Raw genomic sequence first — 23,380 nt, forward strand, 5'->3', positions numbered from 1 at the left:
GCCCAGGCACGATGCTCTGCGAGCGCCGTGCCACACCGATCAAAGGGAACCATCGGCCGGCCACTGGCGAGCCGGTTCTCAACCGTCCCCGAGCCGTGGCGGTGACCTCTTCGAGGAGCGTGCCGCCCGCAGCGAGAAGGAGCATCAGCACGAAAACGATGTGAACTGCAGCACGTCCGTTTCACCGTGAATCCACGGCCCCATTGCGCTCGCCGAGCGTGCCGGCCGTGCCGGCCGTGCCACCCCCCGTAAGCTCAGCGCGACGCCGCCCGGCACGGCCGGTACGGCACGCCCAGGAGAAGAGCCATGCCAGGACGCGGCATCATGAAGATCGAGCCGTCGGACCCGCGCCGACGCCCCCTCGACATCGACTGGAGCACCCAGCCCGAGCCGGCGCCAGCGGTGCGCAAGGTCGCCCACGTCGAAGACGAGGCGACCGGCAACGCGCACGACCGCTTCCGCGCGCCCACCGTGCTGGGCGGGACCGTCGAATTCGACGTGCCCCACGAACGCTCCGAGTCGGCGAAGCAGGTTCTCGCCGAGGGCCGCAAGAAGGGCGCCGCCCTCGCTACCGCCGACTTGGCGGAGATCGAGGAAGCCATCGCCTCCCCGCCCGAACATCACATTCGCCACGCCGCCCGCAACGGCTGGTACGGGCCGCAGCGGCAGGCCTTCGTCCGCCAGACCGGCGTCGTCGGCCGCGTCGGCGGATTGCGCTGCATACAGCCGCCCCGGCCGAAGGACGGTGAGCCCGTCCTGATCACCTTCCGCAAGGCCGGGACGGTGCAGGGCTGGATCGACGAGGTCGCGATGCCGGCCCGCTTCTCTTCGCGGGCCATCCTCGTGATCGCGGCGACCTTCGCGGCGCCGCTGCTGCGCATCCTCCGCTTCCCGTCGTTCGGCTTCAACCTGTTCGGGGCGAACAAGTCCGGCAAGTCTACGATCACCACCGTGGCGGGCTCGATCATCGGCCTGCCGAACGAGGCCGCCCTGCCCAACCTAAACACGACCACGGCTGGCCTTCTGCAGCTCGCCGGGATCTTCAACGACTGCGCCCTCCCGCTCAACGAAATGGCGCTCCTCGGGCCAAAGGCCTACGAGCAGCTCGGCCCGGCGATCTACGCGCTGGGCGAGAGTCGGGACCGCACCCGCCACAAGGCCTCGACCTTCGCCAGCGACATCGAGCAGTCGAACTTTTCGACGATCTTCTTCTTCAATTCGGAGCGATCCATCGACGAGCTGGCCCGCCAAATCGGGCGCGAACGTCCCGGTGGAGAGAGGGCGCGGTGCCTCGACGTGCCGGCGCTGCAGGGCGGGCGCCGGACGGTGTTCGATGGCCGTCCCGACGATGTCGGCGAGGGGGAGTTCCATCGCTGGGCGCTCGGACAGATGGTCAAGATGCGCAACGGCTGCCAGGCCAACCACGGCTTCATATTCGACGCCTATCTCAAGGAACTCATCGCCTTGGGCGACGAGGTCGAGAGCCGGGCGCGGCAATACGCCGATGCGTTCGTACACGCTCTGGACCTTCAGGATGCCGAGAGCGAGATCGAGCACGCCGCCAAGTGCTTCGGCGTGATCTACGCGGGGGCGCGCATCGCGATGGACGTCGGCCTTCTGCCGCGGCCGTGGAGGCCAGTTAGCGTTCGCCGGGCAATCACGCGCTGCTTCCGGGAAGCGCAGCGGACGGCCCGCCTCGGCGATCCGATGCTGCTGAAGGCGAAGGAGCGGCTTCACGCCCGCCTTCTCGACCTCGACTTGCCGGAGCGGGAGGGCGTCCGCCCCGGCGTGGATCTGGGCTATCGCTGGGCCGGAAGCACCGGCGAGCACATCACGATCCACGCGACCTCGTTCGCGTCGTGGTTCGAGAAGCGGGAGCTCACGGCGATCCTGACGTGGCTCGACCGAACCGGGGCGCTGCACAAGGCCAACGCGGAGAGCACCCCGGGCGGCGGCGGTCACGACTGGGCGGTCTCGTGGCCGCGGTGGGTGAAGGGCGGCAAAAAGGTACGCTCGATCACCTTCCGCCTTCCGAGCTGAAGAACGGCGGGCGAATTTCACCAATCGGCCCGCCGACCGTGTGGCTTCGCAGCATGTTCGACGTCGCCTTCATCGTGACATTGGGCAAGAAATGTAACCTCAGGTGTAAATTCAGCGGCCGCTCACGGGAATAAGGGAGTGCCGCCTTGCAGGAGCCCGCCGTGATCTTCGACCGCGCCTTGAACGATTCTTTCGTGAAACGCCTCGCCGAGGAGGCTGCCGCGGGCGGCTGGTGGCGCGACGTGCTGGCCGACCCCAAACTGCTCATCGCGCCGCGCCGCACGGATCTGAATGTGTACTGGCGCGGGCAGGCCCTGTTCAACGTCAGTTGCCCGCGCGGGCAGCTCGTCGTCACGACCCACGAAAAGTTCCTCGTCGATCCCGCACTGGCCGGGCAGGTACCGCTGCTGGGCGGACGCTTCGACACCGCGGCGAGTCTAGAGCGCGCGCTCATTCGGGACTTCGAGGGGCCGACCACGCTGTCGAAGATGAAGCGCGCCGCCGCCCTGTTCTCGGGTGAGGAGAAGACCGGCTGCCACGAGATCGCCGTGGGCAACGCGAGCGTGCTCGATGTCGAGATCGCCTTTCCAGGGCGCTATGCCGTCGCAGATGGCGAAGAAAGAAGTGCCCCGCGCATCGACTTGGCTAGCGTGGAGGCAGACGGCGAAAATGCGCGCCTCGTGTTCTGGGAGGCCAAAGCTTACGCCAATGGGGAGTTGCGCGCATTTGGTGACAGCACCGCGCCGGTCTGCGAGCAGATCGAGACCTACCGCCTCGCGCTGGTCCAGCACCGCACGGATATCGAGGCGAGCTACACGGCGGTGGCCGCCAACCTCGTGGCATTCAAGGACATGGGCTGGACCCGCGCGTTGTCGCCGGTGATTGAAGCGGTCGGACGCGGTGATCGGCGCCTAACGCTGGGTGCTACCCCAAAAGTCGGGCTCCTCGTCTTCGGCTTCGACAACGCTCAGAAGAACGAGCCGCGCTGGAAGAAGCACTTGGGGAAGCTTGGCGTGGCCATCGGCGACGTCCAGGCGAAGGGCAAGCCCGTGGACATTAGGGTCTGAGCGTGAGCCTACGCCTGACCGTCCACCGCGGCACGCAACAGATCGGCGGCACTTGCATCGAGATCGCTCATCCAGACGGGGCCCGACTTGTTCTCGACGCCGGTCGCCCCCTCGACGCGCCGGAGGGGGCGAGCGGGTTGCTGCCGGCGAGCCTCGACCTGTCGCGGCCGGCGACCGTGCTCATCAGCCATCCGCACCAAGACCATCACGGCCTCGTAGACGAACTGCCCGCCGACTGGCCGCTGTGGACGGGGGCGGCCTCCGCGCGGCTGATCGCGCTCACCGGTGAGATTGCGGGCCGCCCGGCCAAGCGCACCTTCGAGACATGGGACAGTCGCTTGGGGCCGTTCTCCGTCGGTCCCTTCGCGGTCACCCCGATGCTGACCGACCACAGCGCCTTCGACGCCTACATGCTGCTTGTCGCGGGCGCCGGCCGCCGCGTGCTATACACCGGCGACTTCCGGCGGCACGGGCGCAAGGGGGGCCTCGTTGACGGGCTACTCGCCCGCCCTCCGGCCGACCTCGACGCGCTGGTGATCGAGGGGACGAACCTCGGCACCGACAAGCCGGTGCAAACCGAGGCGACGCTGGAGGACGCCTTCGTCGAACTGTTCGGGCGCACCGGCGGGCGGGTGTTCGTGGCGTGGTCGGGCCAGAACATCGACCGCACGGTGACCCTCTACCGGGCCGCCAAGAAGTCCGGGCGGACGCTGGTGATCGACCTGTACACCGCCGACGTGCTCGACCGAATCGCCGAGGGCACGCGGCTGCCGCGGGCGGGCTTCGCCAACCTGAAGGTGGTGGTCACGAGCGGCCTGCGCCGGATGTACGCGAGCCGGGGTCGGGAGGACTTCGTCGCGCGGATGGCCCGCGACGGCGTAGCTGCTCGCGCGGTGCCGCCCGACGCGGTCGTGATGCTCCGGCGCTCGCTGATCGGCGACTACACCCGCGCCGGGCTCGTCCCGACGGCGCGCGACGCCTTCAACCTGTCGATGTGGCGCGGCTACCTGAGCACGCCTTACTACGCCGAGCCGCTGGAATGGTGCCGGTCGGCGGGGGCGGAGATCGCCTACCTGCACAGTAGCGGCCACGCCGCCCCCGCCGACCTGCGCGCGCTGGCCGCCGCGGTCGACGCGAAGGCGGTAATCCCGGTGCACGGGGAGAACTGGGACGTCGCGGCGGCCGGCTTTGAGCGGGTCCGACGTCTGGCCGACGGCGAGACCTGGACGATCCCGTGAGCGCGCTCGCCCCGCCTAACACCGGGCCCAGACCCGAGCCAGCGGTAGGCATCTTCTGGCGCGTCGCCGGCGTGCTTGTCGTGGACCGCACGCCCCTGTCGCGCGCGGAACCCTATGGCGACTGCCTCACCCACGGGCCAGGGCACTACGAGCGGTGGGACGCATGGCAGCGGCTCGGCGTGCGTGGCCTACGCAAGCAGGGTCACCCCGATGCCATCCGTGTAACCGAGTACGACGAGTGGCCGCGCGGGCGGGTGGTCTACGAGGTGCCGAGCGCCCGGTTCGTGCTCTACGCCGACCGGCGGTTGCAGCAGCCTGCGACGCTCGCTTCCCTGCGCACGGCCTTCGGGTTGGACGCGGCCGACGTCGTCGTGCGCGGCGATCCGCATTACCGATAGGTGGAAAGTGACCAGCCTGCTCACCTCTTGGCAGCTGCAACAGGATCGGCAAAACGCCAGAATCCTTTCAGCAGGGATAGTTCAGTAGCTTGGTCGAAAAATAAAAACTTTGCTCGTCAACGGCTTGTCGTCCATAGTCCGTTGGTCTTGCTGGGGCGATTTGATGATCTTACCAATCGTCGAGTGCATCTACATCCCCTCCGATCAAGGCGAGGCGGTCGCGTACCTATCCTTCCTCGTCGAAAATCATCCCGAGATCGCGGCCAGTGCGGAGCAAAGGCTCGCCGCGACGGGGTCGGCTCGCGCCGTGCTGAAGGCGTTCGTCGAGGACGGTACCTTCGAGCGCATCTCGGAGGACTACGCACGCTGCTTGGGGGAAGAAGCGCGCTATCTCGAAGAAGAGACGCGGCGGTACGCGGCCGAGGAGCGGGAGAGAGCCGAAGCGGGTATGCCTACGCGCACCTGAGGCTGCGCGGCCGGTATCGACCGCGCGAGGTCCTCCCCGCGAGCATTCATGGAGACGGTCGTTGCAAGCATCAGCCAAATCGCCTGCGTCTGCGGCGCCGAACTTGTTCAAATTTGCCACCAAGGAGCTGTCGCAGGATGCGTTCTTCTGCTGGCTCCTTGCGTGGGCCGATAGCTCATTCGCTACCGCGGACGCCGCACTGCATGGGATCGGGCGCGGCTTCGTGGACATGCTGCTCTGCGAGCACACTCTCGCGATGGATGGCCGAACTCACGTTCTAGTCCACCGGCAGTACAAGTACGTCGATATCCTTGTCGAGGTCGGCGACGATCTGATCTTGCTGATCGAGGACAAGGTTCACGCTGGCATCCACGGCAATCAGCTCACGCGATACCGGGACCGCATCACCGAGGCATTTCCAGGACGGCGCATCGCGCCCGTTTTCCTCAAAACTGGCGACCAAGCGCGGTACGACGTGGTCGAAGCGGCGGGGTTCAAACGGGTCGGCCGAGACAGGCTCCTGAAGTTCCTCCGCCAAGCCTGTGCTGGGAGCAGCCACCCCATCCTCCATGATTTCCTCGCTGTTTTGGAGGAGCTGGATGCGGCGGTACAAGCCTTTCGGTCCGTGCCCCCCGCCGCCTGGGAGGGAGCGTCGCCTTGGATCGGCCTGTACATCAGTCTGCAAACTGTGTTCGCGGACCTCAACTGGCAATATACCCCAAATCCAAGCGGAGGTTTTCTTGCTGCTTGGTGGCACGGACGGTCCTGGACTAATCCGGCGACTGGCCGCACATACGACGTGTATCTACAAATCGAGCAAGGGCCGCTGTGCTTCAAGATCGCGGTCGAGGACGGGCCAGACAAGGTGGGCCCGCGCGATGCGTGGCGCTCGACCCTGACCGCCGCGGCGCAGCGCACCGGGCAGACGATCCAGCCACTTCACCGCAAACCGGGAACTTGGATGACCGTGGCGCGGCTTGACCAAAGTGACTGGATGCAGCTCGGCTTGGACGGTCTGTTCGACCCCGATGCGACTGTGCTTCGACTGAGGGCAGCGATGGATCTGGTTAACGAGGGGGTTCGGGCCGTTCAGGACTCTCAAGCGGCCCACTAATCCGTCCGGCGACCGTCCTTGGGCGATGAGCGATTCACAATCACGTCGCTGTCTTCGAACGGTCAGCTGCCTCGTCGTACCTGCGCACAAGCTCGCGCAACTCTTGCGAAGGCCGCCCGTAGCTCACAACCGCTACCTCAAGGTCGCGGTCGCTGGCGAGCCGCAGGGCCCGTAGCATGGCCGCGTCAATCCAATCGTCGGCGTTGCCGAAGGCGCCGCCGCCAAGCCGCGTCAGCAGCACGCGGTTCGAGGCGCCACGCGCCGCGTTCAGCACCCCAGCCAGCAGCGTACCTTCGTAGGCCGCCTCCAGCACAAGGCGCGCGAACGGCGCCCAGGCCGATGCCGGCAGGCGCGTGTAGGCTACCGGCAGCGCCGAACAGAAAATCTGGCTGACGAGCGGGCGCGGCGCTGCCCCGTCGGTAACCTCGACGTCCGCGTGCAGTCCGAGCCGGAGCCGGCCGCGTAAATCGTCGAGGGCTGCCTCGTCGGCTCTGCTCAGGTGCTCCGCGATGGCCGCGAGCCCCGCCCGCGTCGGCAGCGCATAGCCATTGCGCATCACCCAGAGACTGCCGCGGTTGGTGCTAAGCCGCTGCGCCAGCGCATTTCCGAAGTCGAAGAGGCCGTCGAGTTGGCGCTCCGCCGTCTGGCCAGTCTCACCCGCCACCGGCGCGAGGTAGTTGCGGTAGATGGTGGCTGCGCCCGCGGCCATTGCACAGGCCGGCCCCTGCGTGCGGTCGTGAGCGTAGCCGGCCACGCCGTCCTCCGGAGTAACGTCCGGCCCAACCATCTCCAGCATGTTGAACTGCGAGGCGACCTGGAACAGCGCACCGCGATTCTGCGGCGCCCGGTGCAGAGCGCGCGCATCGCCCTCGACGATGGAGAGGCGCACCCGGCCAGGACGATGAACACCGGCTGCCGCTGTGCGCAGTTCCGCGAGCGACGGCAGTGTCAGCGTCCCAAAGGCGAAGGTTTCGCCCGTGGCCTCGTGCACGAGGCGGTCGTCCACTACGCGCAGCCGGGCTTGTGTCTCCTTGTAGCCAGCCTCCTGAAACCCAGTTAGCTGCTCGAACCAATCCATGTCGCCTCCCCCCACAGGCTTCTATCGCCTGCGTTTCCAATCCAAGTTCCATCTCTTTTTATAGGCAATGTGGCTGTTCTTGCAGTACATCTTACCTACTGGGGTCAACGCAGAGCCTTTGTCGGCTTCCACATCGCCGCCGTTCGAGCAATGCAGGTCGCTGGCAGAGGGCCCTCGCCATCCTTCTCGTAGCCGGCGTGCCGCATTACCTCGGCGACCAGCGATCCCGCGTTCATAGTCCCCTGCGCCGTGCGCCCATATCGACTGCCCATGACCTCCTGCAGGATCGGATCGACACCAGCGAGGGCGGGTTGGCCGTTCGCGACAGCCTCCAGCGCGGCTTGCCGAGCCCTGGCAGACCAGACGATCTCCTGCATTTCGCGATAGACCGGGTCGTCGAGGGACATCCCCCCGCTGCTCAGAGGCAATCCAAGCCCGTCGATCAGCGCGACGGTTGCGCGGCCGACATCCGTGTCGAGCTTGGCGGCGCGGCTGCGCACCGTCATCCGCCCCTCCGGCGTCATCGCGCGGATCTGCGTTTCCGTCGGCGCTTTCATACGATCTCCCCCGAAATAGCGTTGCGGCATCGTAGCCCGAACGTCTGCGGGCTCAATTCAAACCACGCTCCGTCACGGCCGGACCTCAATCAGGTCGTCGCCCAGGGAGTTCTTGCGCACCGTGATCGTCACCAGCCCCTGCTCGCCCGACGACCACTGCCCCAGGAATATGCACGACACCCCCGGCGATCCTTGCACCCCTATGGAGCTGCCTCGCATCAAATCGATCAGTCGGCGTCCTCCGTAGCGCGCCCGGTCCATTCCGTTGGCTGCCTGCATCAGTCGCCGCCGCATCGCGACCTGGTTGCATGGGTCGGTCACCAACCGTTCCTGTTCCTCTCGCCGGGATTGAACCAACTCCTCGGCTTCCTTCCGTTGCTGCTCCTGCGCCCAAGTGATCATCTTTCTGTTGCGCTCAGGCTCCTGGGCGCGATCAATCTCCCCTTGATACCGCTCCCTCTGCGTGTCGATCAGTAGACGCACTATGGTTCGATTCGCTTGGGGCGAGCCCCTCTTTTGCTCGCATTCGAGCAGGCGGTTCTCCAGCGCCTGCCAGACTTCGTCGTTCCAATACTCTACCGGCACGGTGAACGGCGAACCCTCGATTTTGCCCGGCGCTCCGCTGCCCGCCCATCCCTCAATGCTTGCCCGGGTGAAGCGGTCGCAGTTCATCTTGCGGAAGGTCGGTGTGTAGTCCGGTGTGTCCGGATCGAGCCTCGTGCGAAGCCGGCCCTGCCCGAAGCCAGCGTACTCCTTCAAACCGGCGACGCCTTGCGCAACAGCTGCATCCCATGCCTCGGAGGGGACATCACCGCGCACGCTCGGCAGGCTGCGCCCGCACGCGAGCAGAAAGTCTCGGTAGCGACCGAAGTCCGCCTCCTCCCAACGGTAGATTGACAGGCCGAACAAGTCCGACAGTTGCTCGAAGGGGCCGCCGCGGGGGTGCTCGCGCTGGTAGGTTTCGCAACTCGGCGGCGTCATCGCGACCATATGGGGCGTCTGCGCGGTGGCCGAATGGGGAGCATCCAGGATGGCGCCCACCACGGCGAGCGCGGCCACGTGGGACAGGGTTCCGCCCAATTTCTTGCGGCCCAGGAGGATACGGCAGCGGCGGCCGAGGGACACCCTCGGTGCGCCCGGTCGTGTGATCTCGAGCCGTGAAGGCGCGGCAGCGCCCGTCGTGTCGTGCATGACGGTCTCCATCGGTAGTGCTGCGGGATGGTGGGCGGGACTGGAAGGCCGCCGTAGCTCGAAGAATGAGGGATTGTCAGTCCGTCGATTGTCAAGCCGCCGGCAGGGCTTGCTCGCGTGATGGACGCGCGCGGCATCGTCGGCTGGAATCTGCGGAGGCTGCGCGTTGAGCGCGGCCTGTCGCAGGAACGGCTGGCCTTCGCGGCCGGCATCGACCGGGCCTACGTCGGGCGGGTCGAACGCGGCTCGGAGAACGTCACCATCGCGACGCTGGAGGCGATGGCCCTCGCGCTCGGCGTACCCGTCGCTGAGCTGTTCCTCGAGCCCGAACCCGGGGCGGAGCGGCCCCGTCCGCTGCGGGCGGGGCGGCGTGCGAAGGCCGGGTGAGCCCACGGCTGCCGGGGCGGTCCCGATTCCTGGCCGGGCGTCTCCGACCTCACGATCCGATCTCCAGGTGCGGGGCGACTCGGACTAAAAGCGCCCACGCCGCATCGACCGCCGTGCGTGTGTGTGCGTCGAGGCCGTGGGCGGTGATGGCCGGGGCGACGAGCAGCGCGAGCAGTGCCGCAGCGAGGTCCGGGGCGGCAGCGATCAGCCGAGCGTCGGCCAGCCGCTGGATGCCCGTCGCGATGTGCAGCGGACAGCCGCCCGGCTCGACAGGAATGTCTCGGCGCACGAAGTACGGCCAGCCGCCAGGGCAGTCGTCACCCGCCGGTTCGACGCCGAGCATCGCCCGCGCCGGCGGGGCCTCCGTCTCCGCCTCGCCGCGCACCAGCCACGGTCCGGGGGTGGGAATGGCCGTAGCCGGCATCCTACGCCCAGCCACGGTCAGTACTCCCCGGCGAGCATGACGGTGAGCACGCGGCGCGTGACGCTGGCGTCGGCCGGGTCCGGGGAGGCGTAGCGTCCGGCGCGGTCGTAGCAGTCGATCTTCCAGAATACCCGTTCGCCCGTAGCCTCGACGGCGCCGAAGTCGTGCTCCCCGTGCGGATCGTTGTCGGGCTCGAAGCGGTCGTAGGCGGCGACCGCGTCGAGAATGACCTGCTGGCGCTCACGGCCGAGCGCGACGATGCCGGCGGTGAGCACGAGGGTGCCGCCACTAAGCGTGCGGCGGAGGATGTCGTTGAGCGCGCGCACGCGCTCCGCGTCGAGGACGGCGGTCATGGGAACCTCGGAGTGTGGCTGGGGGGTGTGGTCTGGGCGGCGCTCGCGCGGGGCGCTGCGCTGATGGCGCCCGGGCGGCGGCGAGCTGCCCGGGCGCGGTTCGCGGGCGGCTAGCGTGCCTTGGGGGGCAGGAGGGCGAGCTCGTCGGCGGTGCGCAGGATGGTCGGGAAGGCGGCGGGGTCGTAATCCCGCCAGCGCAGCGAGAAGGTCCGGCCGTTGGTGCCGATCACCTCAGCCTCCCACCAGCCGTCGTCGGGCCCCTCGTGGGCGAGCACGATGCTGCCGAGCCCGATCTCGCTGCGGTCCCCCGGGCGGGGCTGGCCGACGAACAGGTGCGCGCCCGGGCGTGGCGCCGGCGATGCGCCCGCCGGCTCATCGGCGGGGGGCGACGAGGCCTCGCCGTCGTCCGATGGGCGTTCCTCGCCCGATGGGGCCGCCGGGTCGACTTCCTTCGCCGAGGGGAGATGGGCGTCCGCCGGCGGGTCCACGGGCGGAGCGTCGCTGGCCTCGGGCGGGTCAGCCCGACCGCCGGCGGCGACGGCGAGCCCGGCCTCCTCGCCGGCGAGCGCGATCAGCCGAGCGTAGAGGTCGCGCTTGGCGAACGGCACGAGGGCGCGGCCGCTGGGCAAGACCCGCCCCCGGGCGAGCTGCCCGGCGAGTTCGCGGCCGGCGGCCTCTGTGATCGGCAGGGCGCGCAGTCGCATGATTGTGGCCGCGGCGATGGCGGCCTCGGCATCGGCGGCGTCGAACCATGCGGCGCGGGGTCGCCCGCCGCCGTCCCGGCCGAGCAGCACGAGCGCGGGCGGCTGGGGGGCGAGCGGGGTCTCGGCGACGCCGGCTGGCAGGCTGATGCGTGCGGTCTTGCGGCGCGCGCTCATCGAGGGCCCCCTGAAACGACGAAGGCCCCCGGGCGGGGGCCTTGCGAGATGCGGAAGAGGTGGCTGGAGCGGGTCCGGTGAGGGGGCGGTGCCGCCGGTCGCGGGGTGCTCGCTTCGTGTCGTCGGATCATCTGGCTCTCCTGATTGCGGGCGGGGCGAGCGGCGCGGTCGCGCCAACTCACCGACCAACACCGTCACCATGACCGAACCGGCGGCAGTTGTCAAGAATATAATCCTATACAACAGGCGTGGGCGACGGTAGCTCTGTTACCGATGCAACCTTGAATGCCGCTGCCGAACAATGGACAACATCGCAACGGCTCGTTTTGGGGAGGTCGCGGCATGGTCCGCGCGGGTTTGCGCTTCACGCTGCTGACGCTTTTCGCGGCGGGCGCAGTTGGTTCGGCGACCGCGCAGGTCAGCCCGCTCGACATCTTCGGCGGCCTCATGGGCGCGGCCCAGGCACAGGCCGCGCGGGAGGCTTGGGCTCGCCTGCCGGGCGCCGACCGGAGTTGCCTCCAGCGTGCGTTGGCCACCCGCAACACGGACATCGAGAGCCTCGCGCGCAGCGGGATCGGGCCGGACGACGGTCGCCTCGGTCCCTACGTGACGCAGTGCCGGCGCTTCACCGAGGCCACACTGCGCCGCGGCGTCAGTTGCAATGTCCGAGACGAGGCGAGTGGGTCGGTCGTCACGACCTGCGACCAGTCGTTCGCCTACCGGGACAACGCCGGGGGCGTGCGGCCGGTCGACGTCCGGGAGGCGGTCGAGCTGCATTTCTCCGGCACCCGCGTGTTCGTGACCGAGGTCGAGACGGACGAGGCGCGCCAGGCGCGCGCGGCTCGCGTCGAGGCGCAGGGGCGGGCCGAGCAGTTGCAGGTGCTGCGCTCAACCCTGGCGAACTACGGGCGCCAGCCGTCGCCGGTGGTGCGCGCCGAGGTGGCCCGCCTGCAGGGCCGCATCGAGCAGCAACTCGCCGCCCGGACCGGTCCGACCGCGCCGGACGCTGAGGCCATCGAGCGTGAGGTCCAGGCCCTCGACGCGTTGTCGGACGCGGAGGCTAGGCGCCTTGCGGCGCTCGACCGACTGAACGGCCTGCGCGCCCAGGCCGAGGCGCGCACGAAGGGCGACATCCCGGACGGGCTGAAGCGCCGCCTAGCCGAACTGCGCACAGCGACCGCTGCCGTGTCCGAACCGCCCCGCACGTTATCGGTTCAGAAGGCCGCCGTAATCTCGGATCGCGAACTTGGGCCGTCCTTCGACTGCGAGAAGGCCGCGACGCCGCTGCCGCTCATGATCTGCGAGGACGCCGGCCTGCGTCGGCTCGACCTCGAGCTCGCCCGGCCGTTCTACGCATTGCGCCACCTCCGCCCGGACGACGGGGTGGCGCTGAAGGCGGAGTCGAACGAGTTCGTCAAGCGGACGCTGGAGAGCTGCCGCGTGCCCGACACGGGCAAAGTCAGCGGTGCGCTGCGTGCCCGGGCGATTCCCTGCATCGCGGCGACCTACCAGCGGCAGAGGGATTCTTGGGCCGCTCGCGTCGCCCGCGAGGGGCCGACCGGAGCCCGACAGGAACTTGCGCGTCCGATCACCGAGCACGTGCGCTTACAGGAGGCGCTGCGCTCTGCGGGGGTGCTTGCCGGTGACGCGCCGGCCGACGGCGTCTACGGAAGCGTCACACGCCGAGCGATCACGTCCTTCGCCGACGCCCAGGGGCTGGCTGCCGACGGGTTCCTCTCGAACGCGTTGGCGGATCGGCTGGGCCAACGGTCGGGCGACGCGCCGAGCGCCGGCGTCATCGTCGATCCCGGCCTCGTCACCCGCATCGACGCGGTGGCGAACCGCTACGAGAGTTACCTCGCCGACCTCGGGAGCGAAGAGCGTGAGCGGTCCGCCCGGGCGCAGTCGCAGACTCGTCTCGACGAACAGCGCCAGCGCGCGCAGGCGCTGCTGGCCGGCCCGGTGCCCGAGGATTTGCGGGCGGAGCTCACCGAGACCTTGCGGCAGGCTGAGGCACGGGGCACCACGGACGCGCGCATCGTGGCGGACGGGTTCCAGCTTCGCATGGCGCAGCTCGAACCACGCTTGCGCGAGGCCGAGGCGGTGCAGCGGGCGGTGACCGACCGGAACCGCTTCCTGGTCGAGAGCGACGCGGGCGACCTCGTCCTGCTCTACAATAGCTCGCCCAAGGCGACCGGGGTTGCGCGCGGGCTCGACGGCGGCCTCGTGTTCGACCCCGAGCGCACGGTCGCCTGCGCGCTCACGGACCCGCCGACGGATCGTATCGCGCAGGAGCAGCTCGCGGCCAAGGCCCGGGCCGTCGGCGCGCCGGTCAAGGATGCCCTCGCCCGCTGCACGGCTGCACAGCAGCAGAGCGCCGACCTCGTCGTGTTTGAGCGCGGGGCGCTGCGGGCGCAGGCCGGTCTGTTCGGCACGGTGGCCTCGGCCGTCGACACCGGTGTCTATGCGCTGGCCGGCACAGTGACGAAGGCCGACATCGACGCCGTGCGCCAAGCCGAGGGTATCCGCGCGGCGGAAGCCGAGACCGAGGTGGCGCGGGGCACCTCGGACGGGCTCACGGTGCTCGCGCTGGCGAACGGCTCGCGCACGCTGTGCCGGGTTGCCGCCAGTGAGCCCGCGCTGCACGAGCACCTCCTGAAGCCCTACGAGGCGCTGCTGCGGGGCGAGTTGCGCGGGCCGGTCACCGCGGTGACGTCGAGCGCAGACGGTGCCTTCTTGTCGGCCAAGCGCGGGCAGTGCGGGGCGATCTACGCCAGCGCCCGGGAGATGGCGGCGCTGAGTAAGGCGTTCGCGCGGGACGGCGTCGCAATCCGCTACCTGCCGGTGTGGATCGCGCCGGAGGCCGTCGAGAAGGCCCGGCAGGAGCTCGCCGACCGGGACCAGCAGGGCCGCCGCGCGCAGGCTGAGCGTGACCGGGAGCGGGGCGAGGAGCAGGCGCGTCGGGACCGCCAGGCGGTGGTCGAGCGGCTGAACCGGTCGAAGGACGAAGCGGAGGCCGCGCTGAAGGCGGGCGTGCCGCCGGACCTCCAGGCGTTCCTCACCGGGTTTATCGCCGACGTCACGAGCTTGGGACCGGACACGGCGCTCACCCGGCTGCAGGAACTCGGCGACCGCTACGCGGAGCGGCGTGGGCGCATCGACGAGGCCGCCCGGCTGGCCCGCGCGCTGACGCCGAAGAGCCGCTTCCTCATCGAGGGCGAGCGGGGCGACCTCGTCGTGCTCTACAACGACAGCGGCAAGGCGCCCTCGGTGGTGCGCAACCTGCGCGGTGAGCTCGTGTTCGAGGACGGCCGGGCCGTAGCCTGCCTCTACCACGCGCCGTTGGCCGACGTGTTCCTCAACCGGCAGTTCCGCGACCGAAGCGCGGCGCTGGGCGCCCGGCTCGACCTTCCGCTGGCCGCCTGCGCGCCCGGCACGCTGGCCGAGCAAGACCTGATCTTCGCCGAGCGTGACCGGCTCCTGCGCGAACCGGTCGAGCGGGTGATCGCGCTCGCTGAGGCCGTCAACGGCGGGCTGTACGCGCGCCTGACAGTCATCGACGCGTCCGCGCTCGCGGCGGCCAGGCAGGCCGAGGCCGCAAAGGCCAACGAGGTCGAAGCGACCGTGCGCGGCAAGAAGGGCGACGGGTTTGGCGTGATCGTAGCGGCGAACCCGTCGAGCGTCGTGTGCAGGGTCGGCGATGCGAACGCCGAGGCGCAGGACGCGATCCTGGCGCGGCTGGCTAAGCGCCTGAGCGATGAATTGCCGAGTCAGCCGATCATCTCGCCGACGTCGGCGGACGGTGCGTTCATCGGTGTGAAGCGCGGTGAGTGCGGGGCGGTCTACGCTGCGGCGGCAGACCTGCTGCCCCTGGTCGAGGCGATGGGACGTGACGGGCTGGGCTTCCGCTTCCTACCGCTCTGGATCACGCCGGAGGAGGTCGCGCGCACGCAGGCCGGCATCGAGCAGGAGAAGCGGCAGAAGGTAGAAGATCAGGCCGCGCGCGAGCGGGAGCTACGGGACCGGGACGCGGTGGAGCGCGACAAGGCGGCGGAGGAGGCGCGCAAGCGGGAGTCCGTCGAGCGCGCGCTGCGGGCGCAATGGGGCGAGCGGGCCCGCTTCTTCGAGCAGGCGCTCGGCGAGGAGGCGAAAGCGTTCGCAGACGGCCGCCCATCGACGTTTTCGGACCGGTATCCGAAGCTGGCGCGGGTCTACGCTGGCTTACGCGAGGACCGCTGGGAGTTCATGTCGGCGCAGACGACGATCCTCGACTACGGCACGGCAATGTACAAGGAGCGGTCGCTGGAGACGGCGCTGGCGACGTCGATTATTAAGATGCGCAACCGGTTCCGCGGCGAGTACCGGGACGTGTGCGTCGTGACCGGCTACGTGAACGACGCGGAGTTCGGGATGGTGCGCGAAGCGGTGGGGTTGCCGTGCGACGGCAGCGGCCCTCAGCTCGCGCAGTACAAACAGGGCGAGCGTTTCGTGAGTCGGTGGAATGCGCCTTAAAACCAAGTTATTCGAAACGCCTTCGTCTGTCTGTTCTGCTCCATGAGCGGGCCTTCGACCTAAGACATTGGAATGGCCGTTTGGAGAGTGGCCTACGTGATAGTCAAACTGGAGAGAAATCAAACTATCGTAGCCTCTCGCAAGCGCGGAGGCTCGGCACGCGGCACGACAATCCAGGATCAATCGGACGAGTACGGGACCGCGCGTTTCGCGGTTGAGGATCTCTCGAAGAGCGTGTGTGATTGCCTAGACGGAGCAGTCCACCACTCACCGGGCGTGGGCCCAACGGCTCCGTCAGCCGCCAAATCATGTCGCGCCTACACCGATACAGGAAGCTCAGGAGACGGGTTCCGTGCTTGGCACGTCGTAGAACTGTGAGTCCAACCTGGATTCGAGCCTGTGATTAAGGAGGGCCTGGAAAATGTGGCGGCAGGTCTCCGGGGTGGGTACGATCCGCCCCTGTTCGTCGAAGGCAATAACAAGCCTCATGTTGCCATGCTCGGCCCTGAGTCGGTCCATAAAGCCGGTGTCCTTGTAGTGCCCCTTCGACTGGATCGCGATGGCCCGACGGAGATGGATCTTGTTCGATCCCACGAACGCGTCCAGCGGACTGAGCTCAGAGAAGATCGCGACGAACTCGGCCTCTTCCTTCAAGGCGGTGAACGCCTGTTGATGTCCGGCCTTGTACACCAGCACCGACTCGAAATTCAGCTTGCTCTTGATGAAGATCCGGTCCCCGAGCACGAAGAAGTCGAAGACGGGGCGGATGGTGAAGACCGGGTCCTCCTCCACGTCCAGCTCGTTGTCGGAAAAGACCGCCCGAATGAGGCCTGAGGCCTTCCGCGTCGACCAGCTTGCGTCGGTTCGGCTCACGGCCAGCAAGGTCAGGCCGTCCCGGACGAACTTGATGACGGTGAACTTGCTGTTGGCCAGGTCCTTGACGTTACGTGCCTTACGCCCGGGCGTGTCGTCCGCCACCGCTCCTGCGATCAGGTGAACGTACGTCTCGTCGGTCTCGATGGTGAGGGCACTGCCCTCGTTGTTCTGGGCCAGCACGTCGTACTCGATGGTCTCCGTGATGCCGGCGAGCGCGCCGCCGACCGCCTCCCTGAGCCTGGCGGCGAGGTCCTCGGTGATGCCAACCCACCGCCCCGTGAACCTTGGCCGACCGTCCTGTCCGGACGAGGTTCTAAACACCCATACCGTGACGTCCGCACCCGCCAGATCGAAACCCTTCAGGTCTGGAAGCGTGGTCATCGACTGGCGTCTTCCTCGTTATCCCGGACGACCATCACGTCCTGGAGGTGACCCTGAAGGTAGGTACGGTCAGGCTCGATATCGACCTTGGACAACATGCGACCCACAAAAATCGCTGTCGCGCCGTGATGGACGTACTTCACCTCGAACAGCTTCCAGCCGAATGCCGCGAGAACGGGATTGAGGACGATCTGGCCGGACCTGTAGGTGATCCAGAAGATCCAGCCCAAGAACACCGCGAACCCGATGAGCTTGGTGCCCTGCTCGAAGTCCAGGCTGATGAACGAAACGACGTACGGGATCACGTAGTTGATCAGGTCCGCCGGTATGTGCTTGCTCTCGGTCACCTTCACGCGCTGTGAGGTCCGCAAGACGCGGAGCGCGAGAAAGGTGGCCAGCATGCCGACCGCGCAGACGGCGACCGCCACCAGAGAATAGAACGGGTTCTTGAGCGGGCTCGCGCATCCGAGCGCGACCATCGACCCGACCGGGCAGATGCCGCGCTTCACGACCTCGACGTCGAGGTCCTGCGCGAGCAGGATCAGGCTAAGGGGCAGGTAGGATGCCAGGTAGATGGCCGCCGCGAAGAGGATCCTGAGCTGCATGGCTGCGGGGTTCCGATCACACACACCTGCCGGAAGCCGTCGCGACCGCCCATGCCGTTGAAGTGCCACGGGATCATGACGGCCGAACCGCGCCGCGGCTAGCGGGTTGGGGCGGCGTCGCACCTTAGACACGAGCCCGGATAACCCCGCGCGACTTCGACACGGCCCTTGATGTGACTGTTCCTGATATGTTCTTATATGGGATCGCGCCAACGCAAAACGAGGGCAAAAGTGATTGGCGCGAGGCTCCGAAGTGTGTGTTAGGCAGCTCCGGTCCATCACACCAAGGGATGCAGCCAGCCCGGCGATGCTGGTCGTTAAGGTCCGACGGGCTATGCTCCGGGGTGGGCCCGGGCCATCGCGCGTCGGCCTACCCTCCAGCCGTCGCACGTAGAGGAATGGTCGCGTGACCAGCGTCGCCATACGCCTGAAGGAGCTGGAGGAGGACGAGCTTGAGGAGTTCATCGAGCTCTGGTGCGAACGCGTCGGCTCCGGCTACGAGTTCGTAGAGCGGATCGGGAAGGCCAACGATAAGGGCCGCGACGTCATCGGCTTCCTCACCCAGGCCAAGCACGAGGGCCCCTGGCACCTCTACCAGTGCAAGCGGAAAACGCGCGGCAGCGCCCTTGGCGCGCCGGAGGCGCTCGGCGAACTCGGGAAGGTCTTCCATTACCATTCCCAGGGCGCCTACCGCACGATGCCCGAGAAGTACGTGTTCGTCGCGCCGCGCGGCGTGACGGGCCCGCTGCAGGACCTGATCTTCAACCCGTCGGACCTGAAGGCTGCGCTGATCGCGAACTGGGACGACTATTGCGCCGGGTCCATCACCCAGCGCCGCAAGATCCCGCTTTCCCCCGAGCTCAAGGCCCTGATCGAAGGCTACGAGTTCGGGAAGGTGAGCCACCTGAGCGCCGCCGGCCTGGCGAAGCATCCGGCCTCCCTGAAGGCGCTGACCCAGGTCCTCGGCCTGCCGCCGGGTGATGCGCCTGTCGGCGCGGCGCCCGACCTGCTCCAGGCCGAGGAGATGGAGTACATCGACCAACTGCGCCAGGTGTACGGCGAGGCGAGGGGAACCCCGTTCGCCACCGCCGACGATGTGCTCGCCGACGGGATGCACGGCGACCATCTGCGCGAGCAGCGCAACCGGTTCTTCGACGCGACCTCGTTCAGGCTCTTCCATCGCGACAACACGTCGGTTGAGGCGCTCGTGGAATTTGAGGCCGAGGTCCACCATGGTGTCGTCGACGTCTACAGGCTGCCGTACGGAACCCGCCTCGAACGGGTCGGAGCCGTCATGCGCCATGCCTCGACGATGACCTGCGCCATCAAGGGGAAACTTGCCCGCATCCCGGTCCGCCAAGGCATGTGCCACCACCTCGCCAACGAAGGGCTGATGAAGTGGATTCCGTGAGCGTCGATTCGTTTGGGCGCCTCTTCAACTCGCCCTTGGAGGCCGGGATACGGGCGGTCATCGTCCTGGAACACCTGCGCCCGGAGAGGGTCGACCTCGCCGAGATGGTGCTGCTCGACCACGTGGTCGTCCACACCGCAGACGTCGGTGGTCCGCCGAGCCTCCATCCGGACGTCCCCGGGCGGAAGGGCGAGCTCCTCGTCCGCCGTCGCCTCGTGGAGAGGAGCCTCGAACTGATGCTCCGCTGCCACCTGGTGCGCCAGGAAAGCGGGCCGGACGGGATCTTCTACCGCGCCTCGGATGAGGCCGCCTCCTACGTCGAGCTGCTGGAGACCCCGTACTCGGAGCATCTCAAGGCGTGCGCGTCGTGGATCGCCCGCGAGGTGCGCGCGCAGGACAAGGACGCCTTCAAGGCGCGGGTCCGCGACTACATCGGCGACTGGAGCGAGGCGTTCGGCGTCGGCGATGGCACGAGCCCCGCCTGACATGCCCGATCCCGCCCGCTTCGTCCTGCGGCGGCTCTCCTTCACGGGGCCGCGCGTTCCCCTCGCCGACATCGGGTTCGTCCCGGGCGTGAACGTCGTTTGGGGCGCGTCGAACGCCGGAAAGACGTTCATCATGAAGGCGCTCGACTTCATGACGGGCGCCGGATCAGCCCTTCCCGACATCGAGGAGATCCAGGGTTACGAACGGGCATGGCTCGAACTCGACCTGCCAGCGAGCGGGCGGGTCACGCTGGTCCGGGCGCTGAGCGGCGGGGCCTACGGCATCTACGAGGGCACGAAGGAGCCCGGCGCCGATGTCGTCGAGCCCAACCGGACGCTCGGCGCCGATCACCGGAGCAAGGGCGAGAACATCTCTTCCTTCCTCCTGGCCGAGCTCGGCATCGTCGACCGGAAGATCGCCCGCACCCTGATCGGCGACAAGAGCCCTTTCACCTTCCGCCACTTCGCGCCCTACGTCTTTACCGAAGAGACGAATATGATGGGTGAGTGGAGCCCCATCCGGATCTCGGCGCAGAGCGGCGAGACCTTCGACAAGAACGTCCTGAAGTTCATCGTCACCGGCATCGACGACAGCGCGATGCAGACGACACGGAGCGTCGACGCGCAGAAGACGGCGAACCTCGGCAAGATCGAGCTTATCGACGACATGATCGCGACGGCTGAGGAGGAACTGGAACGGCGCTGGCCGGACAGCGGCGACCTCGAAGGCCAGCTGGAGCGCATCTCGACGACGGTCGAAGGTCTTCAGCAGGCCATGACCGAGCGTCAGACGCTGCTTGACGGGCTGCGCCGCGAGCGGCGGTCTAAGGTCGAAGCCGCCAACGAGGCGATGGAGCGGCGGTCGGACATCTCGGTCACCCTCGACAGGTTCGCGCTCCTCGACGCCGTCTATGACAGCGACGTCGCGCGGCTTGAGGCGCTTGAGGAGGGCGGGGCGGCCCTCCTGGCCGGCGCGCGACGAATCTGTCCGGTCTGCGGAGCCGATCCGGCCCACCAGCAGCACGAGCACGGGTTCGGGGAAATCGAGGTCACGCAGGCTGCCACCCGCGCCGAGATTGCCAAGATCCGTCTCGAACGCTCGGACCTGCGCAAGGCCATGGCCTCGCTTGGAGCCGAGCGGGAAGGTCTGCACCGTCGCGGCGAGCGCCTCGTCTCAGAGGTTAAGGCGCTCGAAGCCGACATCGCCGAGGCGAAGCCCGCGGAGGCCTCCAGCCGTCTGGCCTACGAGGAACTCGACCGCACCCGCCACGAGGTGCGCAGGGGCATCGCCCACCTTCGGTACGTCGAGGGGCTTCGGGCCAGGCGCGCCAGGCTAGCGGCCTTCCGACCCACGTCGGTGCCGAGGGGGTCGGTCACCGCCGGCATCGGGGGCGTCGTGGGGCACGAGTTGGCTACGACCATCCAGTCGGTCCTGCACGCATGGCGCTTCCCGGGCCTGCCCACCGTGGCGTTTGACCCAGCAAGCCATGACATCCTCATTAACGGCAAGAACCGCCGTGCGAACGGCAAAGGCGTGCGAGCTCTCATGAACGCCGCCTTCAAGATCGGCGTAATGCTTTACTGCCGGTCGAAGGAGCTGCCGCACCCCGGCATCGTCGCCCTGGACAGTCCCTTGCTCAGCTACCGCGATTCCCTTTCGCGGCATGGCGCGCCCGGCGCGGATGAGAAGCAGGTCGCCGAGAGTGGCCTCAACGCGCACTTCTACCGGTTCCTGCTCGACAACGCGGATAAGGCCCAGTTCGTCGTGATCGAGAACGACGCCCCGCCCTTCGACCTTGGCGAAGCGGCCAGGGTAACGACGTTCGTCGGCAGCGAGGGCTCGGGAGGCCGAAGGGGCTTCTTCCCAGCCTAGCCCGAGGTCATCCGGAGGCATCGTCGTCGGGCGCCTATCGGTCGACCCGGCCAACGTCACGAGCTTCACAGCCTCGGGGCCGACTACAGGGCCACAACCTCCTGATGTCATGGCCGCCGCCCTCAGAGGCGCTTCGCCTTCCGAGTGGACATCCGAATAGGCACGGCGGAAGGTCCGCAACGGGTCAAAAACGGCCTCAACGTCAGGATAGCTGGCTTCGAGTCTCAAACCTCAATCCTGTTCAAACGCGCAATGGCATCTGCCCGAGCTTTGAGCGTGACGCTACCGTAACGTTCCCCCACGCTCTTCGCCGACCAGCCACAGATCGCGTCGATGACGTTGCCCGAGACGCCAGATTCGGTGGCCACCGTGCGAAAGCGGTGCCGCCAGCTGTGGTTTGGGCTTACCCCCGGATCATCGACGTGCTCGCGCGCAGCTTCGCTCAAACGATTCTTCAGTCCCCGGAGGGGACCGGCGATATCCCCTTTGGCATCAGGGACGAGAAACAGACGCTCCCCGGTCGCTCCCGCGACGAACTCAGGAAAGCCCATCTCGACGAGCTGAGCGTGCAGCGGCACCTCGCGCGCATGCTTTGTCTTCACCCGACCCGCCTCCGGCGTGATGCGCAACACCCACACGCCATTAGGATGCCCCTCCACTGCCTCCTTCCGGAGGTCTTGCCGGCGCAGTTGGGCGATCTCGCCAACCCGCGCCCCGGTGAACGCCAGCACCCAAGGGATCCATCGTTTGGCGGCATGGGTCTGGGGCAGCTCCCTTCCCCGCTCCATGGTAGAAGCAGCCTCCAGCAGCCTCCGTGCCTCCTCGGCGGTGAACTCCCGCTCCCGCAGCCGGACCTTCGAGACCCGCGCCACGGTCACGTCGGTTGCCGGATTCTCGCCAAGGCGCCCGTTAGCGACGCCCCAACCGAACACTGACTTCAAAGCGGCCAGATCGCTGTTCTTGACCGTCGTGGGCGAGAGCAGCTGCCCGTTGGGCTTGCGGGTCGCCAGCCGGTGATCCTTGAAGCGCCGGACGTCCTCGACAGTAACACGGTACGCCTCGTCATGCTTGAGGAAGGCGACGAGTTGCTTGAAGGTGTTGGTGTAGGACTCCCGGGTGGACTCGGACTTACCTGTTCGCTCAGCCTCCCGCCACCATGCCTCTACGAGCTCGATCAGTCCCACGGCCTTGGCGGGTTTGGCCGCCGGGGCGGCGGTAGCAACGGGCGCCGGACCGACCCCGGGTTCGCCGCGAGCCAGCGCCGCCAACGTGAGGCTGGCGCGCTGCACCTGTGCCGCGACGGCTTTGGCCACTCGCAGTACGCTCGCCTCGTCCGCTTCGACGTCGTGCAGGGCGAGCACCGTCTCGGCCTGATCCCGGCACCACGCCTCCAGCTCGGCAACCTTCTCGGCCTGCGCGAAGCTGAGGACCGCGCGCACGGCGGTGCGTCCGTCTTCCTTGTGCTCGATACGGCCCCCCGGCGAACGCCACAGGTGGCGGTAGAGGTCGGTCGGCCAGAAGCGTTGCTGGCTCGGATTCTCCCGGTGCAGCCCGAGCCAGTGCGCGTACATCCACCCCGCGCGCTCGCCCGCCTCGCGCTCGCTCAGGCTACGGGGAGATGGGGTGGCGTCGGTGGTCGCGCCCGGTCCCGCGGCGGGCTCGCCACACCGCAGTTCCGCCCAGCGCGCTTCAAGGCGGGCGACCGCCTCGGCGTGACGCTGCTTGGCCTCTCCGGGCTCGCGGGTCTGCAGGCTGAAGTACTCGATGGCGCGACCCACTCGGGCGACGAGGTCGCTCGGCACGCGCTTGCGCAGCCAGAAAATGCCGGTCTTCGGGTGACGGGACGGACGGGACATCGCAAGGACCATGTGCATCACCCGTGTGCATCACTCGGGCGAGCCTAACCACATGATCTGATTGAACTTACCGGCGAATCAACCGCTTAGCGGTCGCATGGTGCCCAGGAAAGGACTCGAACCTTCACCTCTTGCGAGACTGGTACCTGAAACCAGCGCGTCTACCAATTCCGCCACCTGGGCGCCGGGT

The 23,380-nt window shown here is 67.9% G+C and carries 20 protein-coding genes and 1 tRNA gene; 11 read left to right on the forward strand and 10 right to left on the reverse strand.

Annotated features, from left to right (window positions below):
• Positions 1–306 precede the first annotated feature (306 nt).
• From AAHG03_RS00420 to AAHG03_RS00445, 6 genes are all read left to right on the forward strand, one after another.
• Entirely contained in the window at positions 307–2,040 is a 1,734-nt protein-coding gene (locus tag AAHG03_RS00420; RefSeq protein ID WP_342147995.1) for a DUF927 domain-containing protein, read from the forward strand.
• Between the two features lie 161 nt (positions 2,041–2,201).
• Positions 2,202–3,107, forward strand: a complete 906-nt coding sequence (locus AAHG03_RS00425) for a hypothetical protein (RefSeq protein WP_342147996.1) — start codon at positions 2,202–2,204, stop codon at positions 3,105–3,107.
• Positions 3,108–3,109: 2 nt separating this feature from the next.
• Positions 3,110–4,345 (forward strand): MBL fold metallo-hydrolase, encoded by a 1,236-nt coding sequence (locus AAHG03_RS00430; RefSeq protein WP_342147997.1) that lies wholly within the window; start codon positions 3,110–3,112, stop codon positions 4,343–4,345.
• A complete protein-coding gene (locus tag AAHG03_RS00435; protein WP_342147998.1) occupies positions 4,342–4,743 on the forward strand; it encodes a hypothetical protein in 402 nt (133 codons plus the stop codon). The genes AAHG03_RS00430 and AAHG03_RS00435 overlap by 4 nt, the downstream gene beginning before the upstream one ends.
• A gap of 163 nt (positions 4,744–4,906) precedes the next feature.
• A complete protein-coding gene (locus tag AAHG03_RS00440) occupies positions 4,907–5,209 on the forward strand; it encodes a hypothetical protein (RefSeq protein WP_342147999.1) in 303 nt (100 codons plus the stop codon).
• Between the two features lie 61 nt (positions 5,210–5,270).
• A complete protein-coding gene (locus AAHG03_RS00445; protein ID WP_342148000.1) occupies positions 5,271–6,323 on the forward strand; it encodes a PD-(D/E)XK nuclease family protein in 1,053 nt (350 codons plus the stop codon).
• A 40-nt stretch (positions 6,324–6,363) separates the two neighbouring features.
• Here the strand turns inward: AAHG03_RS00445 and AAHG03_RS00450 are convergent, their stop codons facing one another.
• The 3 genes from AAHG03_RS00450 to AAHG03_RS00460 form a co-directional block, all read right to left on the reverse strand.
• Entirely contained in the window at positions 6,364–7,401 is a 1,038-nt protein-coding gene (locus AAHG03_RS00450) for a hypothetical protein (RefSeq protein WP_342148001.1), read from the reverse strand.
• Between the two features lie 104 nt (positions 7,402–7,505).
• Entirely contained in the window at positions 7,506–7,958 is a 453-nt protein-coding gene (locus AAHG03_RS00455) for a hypothetical protein (protein ID WP_342148002.1), read from the reverse strand.
• Between the two features lie 72 nt (positions 7,959–8,030).
• The gene (locus AAHG03_RS00460; protein ID WP_342148003.1) at positions 8,031–9,149 is read right to left on the reverse strand and encodes a hypothetical protein; all 1,119 of its coding nucleotides are present in this window, start codon (positions 9,147–9,149) and stop codon (positions 8,031–8,033) included.
• Between the two features lie 120 nt (positions 9,150–9,269).
• Between AAHG03_RS00460 and AAHG03_RS00465 the strand changes: the two genes are divergently transcribed.
• Entirely contained in the window at positions 9,270–9,536 is a 267-nt protein-coding gene (locus tag AAHG03_RS00465; protein ID WP_342148004.1) for a helix-turn-helix domain-containing protein, read from the forward strand.
• A gap of 49 nt (positions 9,537–9,585) precedes the next feature.
• Here the strand turns inward: AAHG03_RS00465 and AAHG03_RS00470 are convergent, their stop codons facing one another.
• The 3 genes from AAHG03_RS00470 to AAHG03_RS00480 form a co-directional block, all read right to left on the reverse strand.
• Positions 9,586–9,921: a hypothetical protein gene (locus AAHG03_RS00470; RefSeq protein ID WP_342148005.1), complete on the reverse strand. Its 336-nt coding sequence runs from the start codon at positions 9,919–9,921 to the stop codon at positions 9,586–9,588.
• 56 nt (positions 9,922–9,977) lie between these two features.
• Positions 9,978–10,313 (reverse strand): DUF3768 domain-containing protein, encoded by a 336-nt coding sequence (locus tag AAHG03_RS00475; protein ID WP_342148006.1) that lies wholly within the window; start codon positions 10,311–10,313, stop codon positions 9,978–9,980.
• A gap of 110 nt (positions 10,314–10,423) precedes the next feature.
• The gene (locus tag AAHG03_RS00480) at positions 10,424–11,191 is read right to left on the reverse strand and encodes a hypothetical protein (protein WP_342148007.1); all 768 of its coding nucleotides are present in this window, start codon (positions 11,189–11,191) and stop codon (positions 10,424–10,426) included.
• A 285-nt stretch (positions 11,192–11,476) separates the two neighbouring features.
• On the opposite strand from AAHG03_RS00480, the gene AAHG03_RS00485 reads away from it, so the two are divergent.
• The gene (locus tag AAHG03_RS00485; protein ID WP_342148008.1) at positions 11,477–15,703 is read left to right on the forward strand and encodes a peptidoglycan-binding protein; all 4,227 of its coding nucleotides are present in this window, start codon (positions 11,477–11,479) and stop codon (positions 15,701–15,703) included.
• A 336-nt stretch (positions 15,704–16,039) separates the two neighbouring features.
• Here the strand turns inward: AAHG03_RS00485 and AAHG03_RS00490 are convergent, their stop codons facing one another.
• Together AAHG03_RS00490 and AAHG03_RS00495 are read right to left on the reverse strand one after the other, a co-directional pair.
• Positions 16,040–16,960 carry a Kiwa anti-phage protein KwaB-like domain-containing protein gene (locus AAHG03_RS00490; protein WP_342148009.1) on the reverse strand — a complete coding sequence of 307 codons (921 nt, stop codon included), beginning with the start codon at positions 16,958–16,960 and terminating at the stop codon, positions 16,040–16,042.
• Positions 16,957–17,565 carry a hypothetical protein gene (locus AAHG03_RS00495; RefSeq protein ID WP_342148010.1) on the reverse strand — a complete coding sequence of 203 codons (609 nt, stop codon included), beginning with the start codon at positions 17,563–17,565 and terminating at the stop codon, positions 16,957–16,959. Before AAHG03_RS00495 ends, AAHG03_RS00490 begins: the two co-directional genes overlap by 4 nt.
• A 406-nt stretch (positions 17,566–17,971) precedes the next feature.
• Here AAHG03_RS00495 and AAHG03_RS00500 point away from each other — a divergent pair, with 406 nt between their 5' ends.
• The 3 genes from AAHG03_RS00500 to AAHG03_RS00510 are packed head-to-tail and all read left to right on the forward strand — an operon-like array spanning position 17,972 to position 21,334.
• On the forward strand, positions 17,972–18,976 hold the full coding sequence (locus AAHG03_RS00500) for an ABC-three component system protein (protein ID WP_342148011.1): 1,005 nt from the start codon (positions 17,972–17,974) through the stop codon (positions 18,974–18,976).
• A complete protein-coding gene (locus AAHG03_RS00505) occupies positions 18,973–19,461 on the forward strand; it encodes an ABC-three component system middle component 2 (RefSeq protein WP_342148012.1) in 489 nt (162 codons plus the stop codon). The genes AAHG03_RS00500 and AAHG03_RS00505 overlap by 4 nt, the downstream gene beginning before the upstream one ends.
• A 1-nt stretch (position 19,462) precedes the next feature.
• On the forward strand, positions 19,463–21,334 hold the full coding sequence (locus AAHG03_RS00510; RefSeq protein ID WP_342148013.1) for a hypothetical protein: 1,872 nt from the start codon (positions 19,463–19,465) through the stop codon (positions 21,332–21,334).
• A 224-nt stretch (positions 21,335–21,558) separates the two neighbouring features.
• On the opposite strand, the gene AAHG03_RS00515 is transcribed toward AAHG03_RS00510, so the two are convergent.
• Together AAHG03_RS00515 and AAHG03_RS00520 are read right to left on the reverse strand one after the other, a co-directional pair.
• On the reverse strand, positions 21,559–23,202 hold the full coding sequence (locus AAHG03_RS00515) for a DUF6538 domain-containing protein (protein ID WP_342148014.1): 1,644 nt from the start codon (positions 23,200–23,202) through the stop codon (positions 21,559–21,561).
• Between the two features lie 86 nt (positions 23,203–23,288).
• Positions 23,289–23,373 (reverse strand) — tRNA-Leu (locus AAHG03_RS00520).
• Positions 23,374–23,380: the final 7 nt, after the last annotated feature.

Source organism: Methylorubrum subtropicum (assembly GCF_038442325.1).
Lineage (GTDB): Bacteria > Pseudomonadota > Alphaproteobacteria > Rhizobiales > Beijerinckiaceae > Methylobacterium > Methylobacterium subtropicum.